The 16,134-nt window shown below is 58.3% G+C and carries 14 protein-coding genes; 11 read left to right on the forward strand and 3 right to left on the reverse strand.

Annotated features, from left to right (window positions below; genetic code table 11):
• Positions 1-63: 63 nt before the first annotated feature.
• On the reverse strand, positions 64-975 hold the full coding sequence (locus C173_RS19580; RefSeq protein WP_036727588.1) for a DMT family transporter: 912 nt from the start codon (positions 973-975) through the stop codon (positions 64-66).
• Between the two features lie 231 nt (positions 976-1,206).
• On the opposite strand from C173_RS19580, the gene C173_RS19585 reads away from it, so the two are divergent.
• The gene (locus C173_RS19585; RefSeq protein WP_036727589.1) at positions 1,207-1,917 is read left to right on the forward strand and encodes a metal-dependent hydrolase; all 711 of its coding nucleotides are present in this window, start codon (positions 1,207-1,209) and stop codon (positions 1,915-1,917) included.
• 115 nt (positions 1,918-2,032) lie between these two features.
• Here C173_RS19585 and C173_RS19590 read toward each other — a convergent pair whose 3' ends face one another.
• Complete coding sequence (locus C173_RS19590; protein ID WP_036727591.1) at positions 2,033-3,037, reverse strand: lipoate--protein ligase; 1,005 nt, start codon at positions 3,035-3,037, stop codon at positions 2,033-2,035.
• A 752-nt stretch (positions 3,038-3,789) separates the two neighbouring features.
• Here C173_RS19590 and cobD point away from each other — a divergent pair.
• From cobD to C173_RS19625, 7 genes are all read left to right on the forward strand, one after another.
• Positions 3,790-4,881, forward strand: a complete 1,092-nt coding sequence (gene cobD, locus C173_RS19595; RefSeq protein WP_036727593.1) for a threonine-phosphate decarboxylase CobD — start codon at positions 3,790-3,792, stop codon at positions 4,879-4,881.
• Positions 4,878-5,999: an adenosylcobinamide amidohydrolase gene (locus tag C173_RS19600; RefSeq protein WP_235191957.1), complete on the forward strand. Its 1,122-nt coding sequence runs from the start codon at positions 4,878-4,880 to the stop codon at positions 5,997-5,999. Before cobD ends, C173_RS19600 begins: the two co-directional genes overlap by 4 nt.
• 40 nt (positions 6,000-6,039) lie before the next feature.
• Positions 6,040-7,005 (forward strand): adenosylcobinamide-phosphate synthase CbiB, encoded by a 966-nt coding sequence (gene cbiB / locus C173_RS19605; protein WP_036727595.1) that lies wholly within the window; start codon positions 6,040-6,042, stop codon positions 7,003-7,005.
• Between the two features lie 6 nt (positions 7,006-7,011).
• Complete coding sequence (locus tag C173_RS19610) at positions 7,012-7,785, forward strand: histidine phosphatase family protein (protein WP_051478188.1); 774 nt, start codon at positions 7,012-7,014, stop codon at positions 7,783-7,785.
• Between the two features lie 683 nt (positions 7,786-8,468).
• Positions 8,469-9,929 carry an aminotransferase-like domain-containing protein gene (locus tag C173_RS19615; RefSeq protein WP_036727596.1) on the forward strand — a complete coding sequence of 487 codons (1,461 nt, stop codon included), beginning with the start codon at positions 8,469-8,471 and terminating at the stop codon, positions 9,927-9,929.
• A 9-nt stretch (positions 9,930-9,938) separates the two neighbouring features.
• On the forward strand, positions 9,939-11,024 hold the full coding sequence (locus C173_RS19620) for a D-alanine--D-alanine ligase (protein WP_081751245.1): 1,086 nt from the start codon (positions 9,939-9,941) through the stop codon (positions 11,022-11,024).
• Positions 11,021-12,238, forward strand: a complete 1,218-nt coding sequence (locus C173_RS19625; RefSeq protein WP_327196468.1) for a pyridoxal phosphate-dependent aminotransferase — start codon at positions 11,021-11,023, stop codon at positions 12,236-12,238. The genes C173_RS19620 and C173_RS19625 overlap by 4 nt, the downstream gene beginning before the upstream one ends.
• A gap of 493 nt (positions 12,239-12,731) precedes the next feature.
• On the opposite strand, the gene C173_RS35385 is transcribed toward C173_RS19625, so the two are convergent.
• Positions 12,732-12,857 carry a hypothetical protein gene (locus C173_RS35385; RefSeq protein ID WP_268748459.1) on the reverse strand — a complete coding sequence of 42 codons (126 nt, stop codon included), beginning with the start codon at positions 12,855-12,857 and terminating at the stop codon, positions 12,732-12,734.
• A gap of 236 nt (positions 12,858-13,093) precedes the next feature.
• On the opposite strand from C173_RS35385, the gene cobT reads away from it, so the two are divergent.
• The 3 genes from cobT to cobS are packed head-to-tail and all read left to right on the forward strand — an operon-like array spanning position 13,094 to position 15,524.
• Entirely contained in the window at positions 13,094-14,155 is a 1,062-nt protein-coding gene (cobT, locus tag C173_RS19635) for a nicotinate-nucleotide--dimethylbenzimidazole phosphoribosyltransferase (protein WP_036727600.1), read from the forward strand.
• Positions 14,152-14,715 carry a bifunctional adenosylcobinamide kinase/adenosylcobinamide-phosphate guanylyltransferase gene (gene cobU / locus C173_RS19640; protein WP_036727601.1) on the forward strand — a complete coding sequence of 188 codons (564 nt, stop codon included), beginning with the start codon at positions 14,152-14,154 and terminating at the stop codon, positions 14,713-14,715. The genes cobT and cobU overlap by 4 nt, the downstream gene beginning before the upstream one ends.
• A complete protein-coding gene (cobS, locus tag C173_RS19645; protein WP_036727603.1) occupies positions 14,712-15,524 on the forward strand; it encodes an adenosylcobinamide-GDP ribazoletransferase in 813 nt (270 codons plus the stop codon). Before cobU ends, cobS begins: the two co-directional genes overlap by 4 nt.
• Positions 15,525-16,134 lie beyond the last annotated feature (610 nt).

The raw sequence follows: 16,134 nt of genomic DNA on the forward strand, positions 1-16,134 counted from the left end.
TCTTTGTCTGTAGTAATGGAACTTATTAACGTTAATCTGGTAAAAGGGTCCGCAGATTCCGGCTCAGCCCTCCGCCTGCGTTCCTGACGGCGCGGGGCTGAGCTCCGCCAGCAGCATGGCGGCCAGAATGCAGCCGCAGCCGAGCAGCGCGGATCCGCCCAGCGTCTCTCCGCCGAAGAGCAGGCCGGTGACGGCAGCGAACACCGGCTCCATGGCATAGATGATCGCCACCCGGGACGGGGTGGTGTACTTCTGGCAGGCCGTCTGAATCCAGAAGGCGAAGGCGCTGGTCGGGCCGATGGAGATCAGCATCGCAGAGAGCACCTCCGGCTGGCGGAGCAGCTCTCCGCTATGCAGCAGCGGGCCGCTTCCGTCCACGAGCAGGGAGGCGGCGATGCTGAGCAGGCCTACGAAGCCAAGCTGAAGCGCCGCCAGCGGCAGGGCCGGATAACGCGGTGCGTATCTGCCGGTATACGCGATCTGCAGCGCAAAAGCCACGGCGCAGAGCAGAATCAGGCCATCGCCCTTATTCAGGGAGAAGGCAGAGCCGGTAAAGGTCAGCAGATACAAGCCCCCCGCTGCAAGCCCGGCGCTCAGCCAGGTATATCTGGAGATGGCCGTCTTCAGCAGTGCCAGAGACAGGAACGGGACCAGCACCACCGACAGCCCGGTGATAAATCCCGTGTTGGAGGTGGTGGTGTACAGCAGCCCGACGGTCTGGAAGCCGTAGCCGAGGAACAGGAATAGGCCCAGCAGCAGGGCGTGCATCACCATGCGTAAGCTCAGCTTACGCCATTCCTGGCGGTAGAAGACAGCGGTAATCAAGGCCAGCAGCACGGCGGCACCTGTAAACCGGATGCTGTTAAAAGCAAGCGGCGGCAGCACCCGCACGGCAGACTGCACGATCAGAAACGTGCATCCCCACATCATCGCCACCAGTAGCAGACTTAGATCGGCGATTCGGGAGCGATTCACAGGGTTCATCCTTTCAGGGCCAGTTGAGTTGTCCAAATTGTATCCTAAAACAGGGGGCAGGACAAGCCGAAACTGTGCGGCATCCTTGGCCCCGTGGGCGTGAAGAGCCTGGAAACTACATATAAGCTGGACAAAAAAGGAAAGCCTTGGTATACTTCGGTAACCGCACACCTGTTCTTATTTCAAGACATCCAGAAGCTTTTATACTTTCATCTAAGGAGCGGATTCACCATGATGGGCAAATCCCATTTAGTTATCAGCACCGGGGTTACCCTGTCCGCCATGAGCCTGCTAGGGCATGCTATTACCCTTCCGGCTGTTGCTGTCGCCGTCGTCAGCTCGCTGCTGCCTGATATCGACGAGCCGAATTCCATGCTGGTACGCAAGGCCGTGCCGGAGTTTTTGCTGCGTATTCTGCAGGTGTCGCTGATCGGAGCGGGCATTTATCTTTATTTTGCCGGGATAGCGGAGCCGCCCTGGAATATCGCACTGGCGCTGCTGGTGGGCAGCGTATCCTTCCTGCCCAGCCGCAGGCTGCGGCATCTGGTGATGCTGCTGATTGCGCTGGCCTTGTTTGCTTTTGCCGATGCCTATGATCCGTGGAACTATATCGCCGCCTGTGTGCTGGTCGTAGCTTCCATAGTTCCTCACCGGGGAATCACGCATACGTTGTATGCCGTTGCCGGATGGGGCGCGCTGCTGTACTTCGTCTCCCTTGACATGAATGACGGCGGCAGTCTGTGGATTGCCGGGAGCCTGTCCTACGGGCTGCATCTTCTCGCCGACTCCCTGACCCAGCGCGGGATCACCCCGCTGCCTCCGATTCCATTTAAGCTGCGGCTGAAGCTGATGAGCACCGGCACGAAGAAGGGCAACGCGGTGGAGAAAGTATGCGTGATGCTTACGCTGGCGCTGGTGTTGTATGTGTTCGTGCTTGTATAGCAACAACACCCAACAACCCTCAAGCACACCAAGACAAAGAACCCCACTAGCACTGCGCAGGATGCGGCAGGTTAGCGGGGTTCTTTTAAAATATAAAATTCGGCTTGCTATGAAGCTATTCCTCAAGAAACACAAGTCCGATGAAGTCCTCCGGCTCAATACGGCCGAAGTAATGCTTCAGATCGAGATCAGCCAGCGCCTGGCGGACCTCTGCTTCCTCATAACGCTTGCCGCGCAGCGCGTTCTCCACATCTGCCACATCGCCGACGCCGAAGAAGTCGCCGTAGATTTTAATCTCCCGGATGACCGAATCTTCAATATCCATACGGATATCCACGAGCCCTGCCGGGAATTTGCGGGTGTGCTTCACGTTGCTCTTAGGCGAAAGACCGTAATTCCAGTCCCAATTCTGGTAATGCTCCTTGGAGATTTCATTGATCCGCACCCAATCGTCCATGGTCAGCTTGTACTGCGGAACGTCAGCGGCCTCCATCCCGAAGATGGAACGCAGCAGCCCTTCGCGGAATTGTTCAATCGTCATGTCAGGATTGCCCAGCAGCTCCTTGATATTGGCGACCCGGCTGCGGACCGACTTGGTGCTCTTCGACTTGAACTTCTCGGGATTCACGTTCAGGGAAGCTTGCACATCATCCAGATTCAGATCGAACATCAGGGTTCCGTGACTGAACATGCGTCCGCGTGTGGAGAATTGGGCGTTGCCGGAGATTTTCTGCTCCCCGACCTGAAGATCATTGCGTCCGCTCAGCTCGGCATTCACGCCCATAGACTTCAGATAGTCGATGACCGGCTGGGTGAATTTCAGGAAGTTGTGGAAGGACTGGCCGTCATCCTTGGTAATGAAGCTGAAGTTGAGGTTGCCGAGATCGTGATACACCGCGCCGCCGCCGGATAACCGCCGTACGACCTGGATATTATGCTCCTTCACATACTCCTGGTTGATCTCCTCGATCGTATTCTGATGCTTGCCGATGATGATCGACGGGCTGTTGATATAGAAGAGCAGGTAGCTCTCGTCCATCGGCAGGTTTTTGAGCGCAAACTCCTCAATGGCCAGATTGATCGATGCGTCTGTAATTCCAGTATTATCGATAAAAAGCATTCGTGATTCCTCCGCGTGACCATAGTAAACTGCTGTACTTATTCTAAACTAAAAGAGAGATTTCTACAAAACGGAACGGGAATGGCGGGTGGAGGGGCGGGGGCTATTGGCGGGTAGGATGGGGGAATAAGATGAATTGGCGTGGGTGGCGGATTGAAACGGTTGACGGATGAGTGTCTGAGCAGCATGAACAGATGCGGCATGTATATAGCAGTTAAATGTATTTCGTGCAACTAAAGGATGGGAAATCAGCGGGTTTATCCGTTTAAATGCACTTTGTACAATTAAAAATAGGAGATGCTGCTATTATTTGAGATAGGGTTAGTTTTAGATGTACAAACTGCAATTAAAACGCACTCCGCGTGAATATCGGTCCCTTTAGTTGTACAAAGTGCAGTTAGAGTATTCGCAGTTCGCAGCGGCCGTCACAAATAGCATCAGCCTTGAGATCAAGTCGGGGTTACGGGGCTATGTAGAAAGTTTACGGGTTCAAGGCAGGGTGCATAGGCGATATAGCATTGACGGATTTCCGGGAATTGGCCAATAATTGGGAGAACGGCGTTGGAGCTATGGTTTAGTATAGCGGGCCTTACATAGAATTGAATGAACTGATAGAGCTTGAATGGACTATGAATAGTGTGGACAGGGAGGATGTATGATGGGAAAATATGGACACGGAAGATATATAGGACTGGAAAGATGGACGCGGCGGATATATACAATGGGGAAATATGGACATGGAGGCTATACATATGCTTGAAAAATACGGCCACGGCGGTGATCTGCTGACCGCCGCCGAGTTATACGGGGACAGCGGCAGCGGCTTCCTGGATTTCAGCGCCAATATTAACCCGCTGGGTCCGCCGCCTGGTGTGCTGGAACTGCTGCGGGATGCGGTCTCCGCGATCACCGCATACCCCGATCCGGGTCACCGCAGGCTGAAGGCGCTGCTGGCGGAGGAACTGGGTCTCGGCACGGAGTGGATTACCGTGGCGAACGGGGCAGCAGAGTCGATGGCGCTGCTGCTGCTGGCGGTGGCTCCGCGCCGGGTGGGCATCGTGGAGCCGTGCTTCTCCGAGTACCGCCAGCTCGCGGAGCAGTTCGGTGCGGAGGTCTTGTCCGTTCAGGGGACCAGCCGGACGGATTACCGGGCTGCCGTGGACAGCATCTCCGGCCTGCTGGAACAGGTCGATCTGCTGTTCCTCGGCCAGCCCAATAATCCGAACGGCGTCCAGTATCCGCTGGACGCGCTGCGGCAGCTCGCGCAGCAGGCGGAGACCTGCGGGACGGTGCTGGCGGTGGATGAAGCGTTCATCGACTTCATCCCGGAGGCGGACCGGCAATCTCTGCTGCCGGAGCTGGGGGCTTACCGTCATACGGTGCTGGTGCGCTCGATGACGAAGTTTTTTGCTATTCCGGGGCTGCGGCTGGGCTTCACTGCCGCGCATCCGGCTCTTGCCGCGGCCATGAGCGGCAAGCAGGTGACCTGGAGCGTGAACGGCCTGGCGCTGCTGGCCGGGGAAGCTTGCCTGCGCTGCGGCGACGGCTACGGGCAGGAGACGCGCGCGCTGATCGCAGCCGAGCGGCAGCGGCTGCGGGAGGGCTTGCTTGAGCTCGGCTGCGGCGTGCCGCCGGGCGAAGCGAACTTCCTGCTGCTGCGGCTGCCCGCTCCGTGGAGCGCGCAGGAGATGCAGCGGCGGCTGGGCGCGGGCGGCATTCTAGTCCGCAGCTGCGCGATGTACCCCGGCCTTGAAGCCGGGCATATCCGCGTCGCGGTCAAGGGCCGCGTAGACAACGACCGTCTGCTGCGGCAGATGGGGGAGCTGCTGCGGGCGGGATTGTGAGCAAGAACGGCGGCAGTGCAGGCTGCGAGCGCGCGAAGAGGGCTAATCGGAGCGAACGGAGAGGAGCGAAGGATATGAAGGAAGCAAAGGAAGTGCAGGAAGCGAAGGAAGCGAAGGTAAAGCTGCCCTTTAAGGCCGAAGACGGGGAGAAGACGTACCGCAGTAAGGTGTGGCCCGGGCTGACGCTGGAATGGCGGGAGGGCCATCTGCTGGTGGAGTTTCCGGCTGAAGCGGATAGTATATCGAGTGCAGTATATGGCGGAGGCGCGGGGCGTCTGAAACGTGCGGTGAACCAATACGTCAGCCGGGACTACGAATGCAGCAATCCGGTGCAGGATCTGGAAAACAAGCTTCAGGAATGGGGCTACCCGCTGGAAGGCTGTGCGGGTCTGATGACAGCAGTTCCGCTGGAGCACGCCGCTGTTGCCGAGGAGGATACAGGATCAGCGGGCATATTCTGCTGCGTAACAGCGGCGGCGGGCAACGCGGCCCGGGCGGGGTCGGAGCGTAGTGTGCTTGCGGCCTACCGTCCGGGCACAATCAATATTATGCTCGGCATCGACGGCTGGCTGTCCCAGTCGGCCATGGTCAATGCTATCATGACGGCCACGGAAGCGAAGGCTGCGGCGCTGGCAGACCTTGGCATCAGAGATGCCGAGAATGGGCTTGGCGCAACCGGAACCACTACGGATGCCATTGTGATTGCGGTGAGCGGAAGCCGCCGCTATGCTGCGGAGCATGTGTATGCCGGAACGGCGACTGACCTCGGCGGAGCCATTGGCAGACTGGTGTACAGCGCGGTGACGGAGAGCCTGCGCTCAGTGAAGGCAGCGCAATCCGAGAGCAGAGCAGAGGCGGAAGCATTGCAGGCTGTACACGGAGTAAACTCGGAAGCATCGCAGGCAAAGCAAGGAGTACACGCGGGAGCGTTACAAGCTGCACATGGGGGGCACGCTGAGGTATCGCAGGTTGGGCACGGAGTACAAGCGGATGTGTTACAGGAAGCATACGGAGTACAAGCGGATGTGTTACAGGAAGCATACGGAGTACACGCGGAAGCTTCACAGGATGCACGGTCTGCTCAGCCTCATGCCGCTCAGAGCGGCGGCCGGGAATGACGAACATGGACTGCTATACAGAGCGGCGGGGTGAGCCAAGGTGAAGTTTGCTATCATCCTGCTCTCTGCTTATATTGTGGACCGGGTGGTTGGTGATCCGCGCAGCCTGCCCCATCCGGTTATTTACATAGGGAAGGTCATTAGTGCTCTGGAGCGGGGGATTCGCCGCTTCGCCTCAGCTCCAAGTGCTCTGAAGCGTGCCGGTATTCTTCTTCCGCTGCTGGTGGCGGGCGGCGCTTGGGCGCTGACCGCGCTGCTTGTTATGCTGCTCGCCCGCCTGTCTCCCTGGCTTGCCGGGCTTGCCGAAGTCTGGCTGATCTCGACCACCATCGCTTCCAAGGGATTGAAGGATGCAGGCGTGGCAGTATACGCCGAGCTGCGTTCAGGAGATATTCCTGCCGCGCGCCGGACGCTGGGGATGATCGTGGGCCGGGATACGGCTCATCTGGACAGCCCGGAGATTGTGCGCGGTACGGTGGAGACGGTCGCAGAGAATATCGTCGATGCAATCATCTCGCCGTTGTTCTTCGCCCTGCTGGGCGGGGCGCCGCTGGCTATGGCTTACCGTGCGGTGAACACGCTGGATTCCATGGTCGGCTACAAGAACGATAAATACCGCGACCTCGGCTGGGCATCGGCCCGCTTGGACGATGTCGCCAACTACATACCGGCGCGGTTGACCGCACTGCTCTTAACCTTATGTGCTGCGCTCCTGCGGCTGGACTGGCGGAGATGCTGGCGCACCGTGCGCCGGGATGCCCGCCTTCATCCCAGTCCGAACAGCGGCTACCCGGAATCGGCAGTTGCCGGGGCCCTCGGCATCCGGTTGGGCGGCGAGAATGTATACCATGGCATCGTCTCCTTCCGCGCTTACATGGGTGATCCGCTGCGGACGCTGGAGCCGGAGGATATTATTGTGACTTCGCGGATGATGATGTGGTCATCCGCAATATTTGTCTGCATCTGTGCAGCCGTTGCCCTGCTATGGCACGGGATCGGGGGCTAAAGCGGAATGGAGAAAGTTGGCACACAGTCACCTCAGACCAACCCTGCACAGCTGGAGCTGGTATTAGTCCGACATGGCTATACACAGTGGAATCAGGAACGGCGTTATCTGGGGAGAACTGATGTAACGCTTATGCCGGGAGAGGCGGAGCGGTTGAAGGGGCTGAGGGCACAGCCGCCGCTTGGCGGGGAATTCCGCCGCGTCTATTGCAGTGACCTGCGCAGATGCCGGGAGACCCTTGAGGCCCTGATTCCGCACCTGATGCCGCAGGCAATCTATGATTCCCGGCTAAGGGAGATGGACTTCGGGGCGTGGGAAGGGTGCAGGTATGATCAGCTCAAGGATAATCCGCTGTACCGGAGCTGGATTGACAACCCCGGGTCGGTAACGCCCCCAGAAGGGGAGACGTGGGAGCAATTCGCCGTCCGGGTTGATCATTTCTGGGCGCAGCTTCTGCAGGAGGTGGCGGCAGCGGTACCCGTAAGAGTTGGAACGGCAAGGGCATCAGCTGGAGCGGAATCGATTCATCCGGCAGACCCTCCCACGGAATCGTGTGATCCAGAGACCACTCTGCTGAAGCCAGATCAGGGCCAGGTTCCAGCGGTATTCCGTGTCATGCTGGTGACCCACGGCGGTGTCATCCGGCAGCTGCTGGCGCGGATCATCGAAGGCGTGACATTCTATACCGCAGCAGCACCGGCTCCAGGTGAGGTTACGGTCCTGCATCTGCGGAAGGTTGGAGGAAGCTGGCGGATGGCAGCGGAGAATGCTAACGGGTGAATGAGGCGTAACTACTAACGCTGACGATTCCGCAAACGCAGATACTGAAGATTCCGCTAACAAATACGCTATCGCTAACGAGATACTGACGATTTCCCTGACGATAACGCAACCGCTGATGATTCCGTGCAACTGCTAACGGGTGATTGCACTATGTACATCAGATTGGTCTAATAACCGTGCCAAAACACGTTCTACTGTATTTCCTGCAACAGAATATCAGCAATTGCCCCCATAACGGGCAAAATCCAAATTTCTAATGTACATAATGCAGCAGAACACGAAAAAGTGTCAATATACGCTAATCTGACTGTACGAAATACAATAGAACCCTCAGGAGAGCGTCCGAATGGTGTCTAGAGCCAACTGGTATAATCACATCATGTCCGTGTCCCGCCGCACCCGTCGTTTAGGTCCCATGTGGGTACTCGTAGCAGCACATCAGCATTCCGGTCCCATGCGGGCACTCGCAGTATTATATCTGGAACGTCTGGTCCCGGGAGCATTGGCAGCCTCTCATCAGACATTTCGTTCTCAACAGGCGGGGACGCCTACCAGCACCGCAGGCGGCACATTCCCGCCCCTCATCCCCCACAGAACCACGCCCGGAAGAAAATCCCGGGGCGGTGGTTCTTTTTTTACGGCAAAGTCTGTGCCATGATAGCTATGGAGGCGATCACAGGATGTTTAAGGATTTCAAGCTCATGGCCGGGCGTCCGGTATCGATCCAGGTGAAGGATTACATGAAGCATCTCATCATCAAAAGCGCGCTCCAAGGCGGGCAGAAGCTGCCCTCCACACGTGAGCTGAGCACCTTGCTGAAGGTCAGCCGGAACTCGGTGATCTCGGCTTATGAGGGTCTGGAAGACGATGGCTTCGCCTACACCGTGCAGGGCCAGGGCAGTTATGTCGCACAAGGCGCGGCAGCGCAGAACAGTGCGGAAGCTTCCCCATGGACGCTGGACTGGACAGAGCGGCTCAGCAGCCAGGCGCTGCTCGCGGAGGAGCTGGACATTATGAAGCGGGGGATACGCGCGGAGAAGGGCACGATTTCTTTTACCAGCATCGCCCCGGATGAGCGTCTCTTCGATCTGGATCATGTGCGCAGAGCGTTCCTGGAGCGTATGTCCGTAGAGGGCAACGTTCTGCTGAATTATGGATATGCCAAAGGCTATAAGCCATTAATAGACTATCTCAAACAATATATGGAGCATAAAGGCGTGGATCTGCGCGGGAAGGATCTGCTGATTACGAACGGGTTCACGGAGGGCTTCGACCTGGTGCTGTCGGCTCTCGGCAAGCGTCATGGCACAGTGGTCTGCGAGAATCCGACGCATCATACGGCGATCAAGAATCTGAAGCTGCACGGCTTCGGAATTCACGGGGTCAAGATGGAGCGGGACGGCATCCACCTCGGGGAGCTGAAGCAGGCGCTGGAGGCGCGGCCATACGACTGTGCTTATCTGGTTCCCTCCTACCATAATCCTACCGGCATCGTCATGTCCCCCGAGAAAAGACAAAGGCTAATGATGCTGATGCAGGACTATAACGTGCCAGTGATTGAGGACGGATTCAACGAGGAGCTGCGCTATTCTGGCGCCCATGTGGCTCCGTTAATTGCGGCGGCGGGTGGCGGGAATGGCGTGGTGTATCTGGGGAGCTTTTCCAAAGTCCTGTTCCCCGGGCTGCGGGTGGGCTGGGTGCTGGCGGATGAGGAGCTGATCTATTATCTGGAGAGTGTTAAGCGGGCGCGGACCATTCATACCTCGACGCTCGACCAGTCCATTCTGTATCAATACCTGCTGGGCGGCAACCTGGAGAAGTATCTCAAAAAAGCCCGGCTGGAGTATAAACGCAAATACGAACTGACCTTAGCCTGCTGTAAAGAGCATATTCCGTATGCCTCCTTGTCGGGTGATGGCGGGCTGCATCTGTTCGTAACGTTCGCGGAAGGCTTCAATACAAGGGAATTGCTGGCGGCTTGTCATGCGCGGGGGGTTATTTTTACGGCGGGAGACATCTTCTTCACAGACGGTGCAGGACAGAATACGTTGCGGTTGGGATTCTCCAGAGTGGCGGATGAGGATATCGTGAGGGGTATTGCAATCATCGGGAAGACAGCACGGCAAATCATGGGAGAATGAGGTGCGGATATGCTAAGAGTAGGTGTGATTATGGGCGGGGTGTCGTCCGAATATGAGGTGTCGCTGAAGACCGGCAGGGAGATGCTGAAGGCGCTTGATCCGGCAAAATACACAGCGGTTCCGGTACACATTACCTCGCGCAAAGAGCTGTTGGAAGGGGCAGCGGGACTGGACTTCGCTCTGCTCGCCCTGCATGGGGCCTACGGGGAAGATGGTACGGTGCAGGGAGCCCTGGAGACGCTCGGAATCCCGTATTCCGGTAGCGGGGTGCTCGCAAGCAGCTTATGTATGGATAAAGGGCTGGCCAAGACGGTCATCCGCAGCAAAAGCATCCCCACACCCGATTGGCTGTGCTGGGACAGCATGGACGAATATGCCCCGGAAGCCGTGCAGCGGCTCGGTTATCCGGTGATGGTGAAGCCGAATTCCGGCGGGTCCAGCATCGGCATGACCAAGGTAAGAGGGCCAGAGGAGCTGCGGGCGGCGGTGGAAAAAGCTTTTGCCAGTGCGGATGGAGGCTCTGTGCTCATTGAACACTATATCCCGGGACAGGAGATTACCTGCTCTATCCTGGGGGGAGAAATGCTGCCGGTCATCGGCATTCAATCGCTGGGTGCGGACTGGTTCGATTATGAGGCCAAATACGAGCAGGGCGGCGCGGAGGAGCGGATTATACGGCTGCCGGATGCGTTGCAGGAACAGGTGTGGACGGCGGCATTAACCAGCTATCGGGCGCTCAAATGCGCAGTGTATGCACGGGTGGATATGCTGTTGAAGGATGGCATCCCTTATGTGCTGGAGGTGAATACCCTGCCCGGAATGACGGCAACCAGCCTGTTGCCCCAGAGTGCAGAGGCAGCCGGGATGAACTTCAGCAGCCTGTTGGATGAGATTATTACCAGATCACTGCGGGAGCGCGGGGGGCTGCAAAGTGTATCTGGAGAGGGAGCGCGGACGGTTGCGGATACAGGAGTTAAGCCGCAGGGGCAAGTCAAGGAAGCGCAGCAAGCCGATCATGATTATGCCAATCATACCCATCATGTCCCTCAATCTCCTCAAGCGCAGCCTGTAGAATCTGGAGGTGTCAGGCTATGAGCACGATGAGAAGGGATAATGCCGTCATCATTAATCCGCGATTACAAGAGATTCCGCCTTCGGGCATCCGGGCTTTTTTTGATCTGGCTGCGGGTAACAACGATATTATTTCGCTCGGTGTAGGCGAGCCGGACTTCGCTACACCCGAGCAGGTAAGAGCAGCCTGCATCCGTGCGCTGGATCGGGGGGAGACGGGGTACACCTCTAACAGCGGACTGCCGGAGCTGAGGGAGGAGATTGCGGGCTATATGCAGACCGGCTTCGGATTGCGTTACGATCCTGCGGATGAAATCTTGGTTACGGTGGGCAGCAGTGAAGCGGTGGATCTGGCGCTGCGGGCCTTCATGGCTTCCGGGGATGAGATTCTGATTCCTTCTCCGGGATATGTTGCTTACGCGCCTATCGCCTACCTGAACGGCGGGACGCTGGCACCGGTGGAGACGAAGGTGGAGGAAGGCTTCAAGCTTACGGCAGAAGCCTTGCGCAGAGCGATTACCCCACTCTCCAAGCTGCTGATTGTGAATTTTCCGAGTAATCCTACGGGGGCGGTTATGACTTACGAGGACTGGCTGCCGGTGGCTGAGGTGGTGAAGGAGCATGGCCTGATCGTTATTTCCGATGAGATCTATGCCGAGCTGACCTACGACAGCAAGCATGTAAGCATCGCTTCCCTGCCCGGGATGCAGGAGCGGACGGTGGTGATCAGCGGGTTCTCGAAGGCTTTTGCCATGACGGGCTGGCGGGTGGGCTATACCTGCGGGAACCGTGAGCTGCTCTCGGCCATGCTGAAGATTCATCAATACACCGCCATGTGTGCACCTCTGCCGGGACAGATTGCCGCTGTCGAAGCGCTGCGAAGTGCGCTTCCGGATATGGAGCGGATGAAGGCGTGCTTCAAAGAACGCCGCTCGCTGATTGTGGAGGGTCTGCGGGCCGCCGGATTGTCCTGTCATATGCCGCAGGGGGCCTTCTATGCTTTCGCTTCGATTAGCCGCACCGGGTTGGGATCAGAAGAGTTCGCCATGCGCCTGCTTCAGGAGGCAGGAGTTGCCGTGGTGCCGGGCCATGTGTTCGGAGCCGGAGGGGAAGGCTATATCCGCTGCTCTTACGCCGCTTCTACGGCGAAGCTGACCGAAGCGCTGGAGCGGCTGGACGACTTCATGAAGATGTCAATGCTGCATAGTGTTGCAGGTAAAAATGTAATTGTAAGATGATTTCATATCACCTATAATCCTTAAAGGAAGAAATAGGGATATTGTAACAGCATTCCGGCCCGCCGCCGGATCAGGAAGCCCCTTTCTTCATTTGGAGGGGGCTTTTGGGCTTGTAATGGGGGAAGGCTGGGGAGCCGGCAGGAGCTTGATGGTGCTGAAAGTTGGCGGGCGGGTAGACGGTTGGCAGGTAACTAGGTAATTGTGGCGGGATGTAGGCTGGTGGGGGAGATGAGAGGGAGAAATTCCTTGATCCTACAGTGCTGAGGTGCACAAGTGCACCTGATTTCGGCGAAATGGGGCTAGGCGGTCAAATGAGGGGTATTAGTGCACTTGATTTCAGCGAAATGGGGCTAGTCGGTCAAATGAGGAGCAATAGTGCACCTGATTTCAGCGAAATGGGGCCAGGCGATCGAATGAGGGGTATTAGTGCACCTGATTTCAGCGAAATGGGGCCAGGCGGTCAAATGAGGGGTATTAGTGCACTTGATTTCAGCTAACTTGACCTACCACACGCTACACCATTCCGCCACCCCCGCACACCTGTACCCGCACCCGCACCCGCACCCGCACCCGCACCCGCACCCGCACCCGTACCCGCACCCGCACCCGCATCCTGCAACTTTTACACTGTATGCTCATACAGTTGCATCACCTCCAAAGAAGCATTTTGACTAAATTTCTCCTTCTCATACAGGCTTAGACTCTTCTGTTCACTAACGAGCGGCATGGCCTGCAATACTTGCGAATTTAAACTTAATGACTGTTACACAACTTCAACGTAACCTGATCAGCAGACACAGATGTATTCTTGCAGCGGGAGCCCGCTTCCGCACTATCTAATAGGAGGCATTATTAATGATCACAGCCATTCAAGAAGTAACCGGACGGATCGCCCCGCCTGACGAAAAAGCTACACTGCGCGCGGTGCTCCGCCTGAACAGTCTGACCAAGCCGCCCGGAAGCCTCGGGCGGCTGGAGGCGCTGGCTGTCCGGTTGGCCGGAATCTCCAAAGTAGAGCAGCCCTGCTACAGCAAACGAACGGTAGTGGTTATGGCCGCAGACCATGGGGTCTGCTGTGAAGGCGTCAGTGCTTTTCCGCAGGAGGTCACCATGCAGATGGCCTATAACTTCCTCAGCGGCGGGGCGGCGGTGAATGTGCTGGCCCGTCAGGGCGGTGCTGAGGTACAGTTCGTGGACATCGGGATCAACGGCGATATCGAGCACCCGCAGCTGATTAACCGTAAGGTCCGCCGGGGCACAGACAATATGGCAGCAGGCCCGGCGATGAGCCGGGAGGATGCACTGCGCGCGATTCTGGCCGGAGTTCATGTGGCGCAGGAGGCGGTGAAGAATGGAACGGAGATTTTCATTACCGGGGAGATGGGCATCGGGAATACGACAGCCAGTGCGGCGGTCTTGTGCGCACTCGAAGGCATTCCGGCAGAGACGGCGGCTGGGCGGGGGACAGGCATTAACGATGAGCGGCTCCAGCACAAAATCTCGGTAATTGAACGTGCCCTCGAGGTGAATAACCCTGACCCCGCAGATCCGGTTGATGTGCTCGCCAAGGTCGGGGGGCTTGAGATTGCCGGGCTGGCCGGGCTGATTCTCGGAGCGGCGTCCCTGCGGATTCCGGTTATTCTGGACGGCTTCATCTCCGGGGCGGCAGCCTTGATCGCCCGGGCACTGGCGCCGGAATCCACAGCGTATATGATCGCTTCCCATGTCTCTGGTGAGCAGGGGCATAAGCTGATGCTGGACCGCCTCGGCCTGGAAGCGCTGATTGATATGGGCCTGCGGCTGGGAGAAGGCACTGGGGGCGCGCTGTGTTTGCATTTCATCGAAGCGGTCTGCCGGATTATGCGTGAGATGGCAACCTTCGAGAGTGCGGGCGTCTCCGGATCGGAGAGCGTATGAGCATTCTGGTCACAGGTGGGGCACGCAGCGGCAAAAGCGGCTTCGCCGAGCGTCTGACCCGCAAGCTGGCTGACTCACGGCAGGCGGTCTATGTGGCAACCGGACAGGCTTTTGATGCGGAGATGGAAGCGCGGATTGCGTTGCACCGGCAGCAGCGGCAGGCGGACGCGGACGGCTTCCAGTGGGAGACACTGGAGGAGCCGCTTAAGCTCGCAGCACTGCTGGAGCAGCTCTCCGGCAGCGGCCAGACTGTGCTGGTGGACTGCCTGACGCTCTGGCTGTCGAATCAGCTGCTGGCTGTGGAGGAGAGGAGCGACAGGCAAAAATTCGTGGAGGATGAAATTGCCGGTCTGGAGCAGGCGGTCTCCGGCTTCGAGGGAACGCTGATCCTCGTTACCAATGAGGTCGGCGGCGGCATTGTGCCGGAGTATCCGCTGGGCCGGCTGTACCGTGATTTGGCCGGAAGGATGAACGCCCGGCTTGCTGCCCGGTGCGGGCAGGTATTTCTTGTTACCGCCGGAATCCCGGTTGAGCTGAGAAGCCGGGAGTATCTTCTGTGAGTGCGCGGGGAAATGCCGCAGCCGCGTTTCAGTTCCTGACGCGGTTTCCGGTCAGAAGCAGCGGGGAGTTCTCGCCGGAGCTGCTGCGCGCGAGCGTGGTCTATTACCCGCTCGTCGGGGCAACCATCGGCCTTAGCACGGCGCTCGGTGCCGCAGCGGCTGGCTGGCTGCTGCCGGCTTGGCCTGCCGCTGTCGTCACCCTCATCCTGTGGGTGGGGCTGACCGGCGGGCTGCATTTGGACGGCTGGATGGACAGCGCCGATGCCCTGCTCAGCTACCGCTCCAGGGAGCGGATGCTGGAGATCATGAAGGACAGCCGTGTCGGCGCTATGGGCGTGCTGGCCTGCGTGCTGCTCCTGCTGCTGAAGGCCTCGCTGCTGGCGGCATGGCTCGAAGGTGGCAGCTTCAGCCTGCTGCCGCTGCTCCTGCTGCCGCCGGTCTGGGGCCGCTGGTACATGGTGCGGGCGATGGCCCGCTATCCCCTGGCCCGCGGCAATGAAGGGCTGGCCGCCACCTTCGGCGGGCTGCCTGCCCGGCAGGAGCGGCGCGCGGGCCTGAGCGCCGCACTGCTGACGCTGGCCGCTGCCGCTGCGCCTCTGGCGCTGGGCGCGGGCAGCGGGGCCTGGCCGCTGCTGGCGGCTGCGGCCATTCTGGCGCCGCTGGCTGCGGCGGCCTGCGGCCGGCTCGCTGCGCGGCGGATGGGCAGCCGGCTCGGCGGGCTCACCGGCGACGTCTACGGCGCGCTGGGCGAGCTGCTGGAGACGGTGGTCCTGCTTGTGCTGGTACTGGCCCAGCACAACCTGCCTTAGCGGGCTGCGCGGCAACCGCCCGTATCCGCGTCCGTCTGAATTATGAGCCGTTCCTACGCAGCATTTAAGCGCCGCTTCGCGCTGCGCACGTAGCGAACAATCAGTGATAAATGTATTCTGTGCAACTAAAAACAGTGAAACGGCAGGCTTTCTTCTTGTAACTGTAGTCTGTACAACTAAATTTACCTGAATGGGCGAAAATCCAGATCTAGAGGCTGTTGAATTGCACGAAATACAGCTAAACGGAAATTCGGCGGCAGACCAGGCGATTTAGTTGTACAAACTGCAATTAGGCCACCCCTTGCACCCTAACCGGGGCACGGCGAATCCTTAAGGACTGAAAAAGTAAATTCGATGGGCCAAATGTATGCGGAAAACCGAACACAATCGGTGGCGCGAAGGTAATCTGGCCAAATGCATGCGGAAAACCGAACACAATCGGTAGCGCGAAGGTATTCCGGCCAAATGTATGCGGAAAACCGAACACAATCGGTAGCGCGGAGGTATTCCAGCCAAATGTATGCGGAAAACCGAACACAATCGGTAGCGCGAAGGTAATCCGGCCAAATGTATGCGGAAAACCGAAGACATACTAGGTGGTTTCGTGTAA

Source organism: Paenibacillus sp. FSL R7-277 (assembly GCF_000517965.1).
In the GTDB taxonomy this organism is placed as follows: Bacteria; Bacillota; Bacilli; order Paenibacillales; family Paenibacillaceae; genus Paenibacillus_AQ; species Paenibacillus_AQ silagei.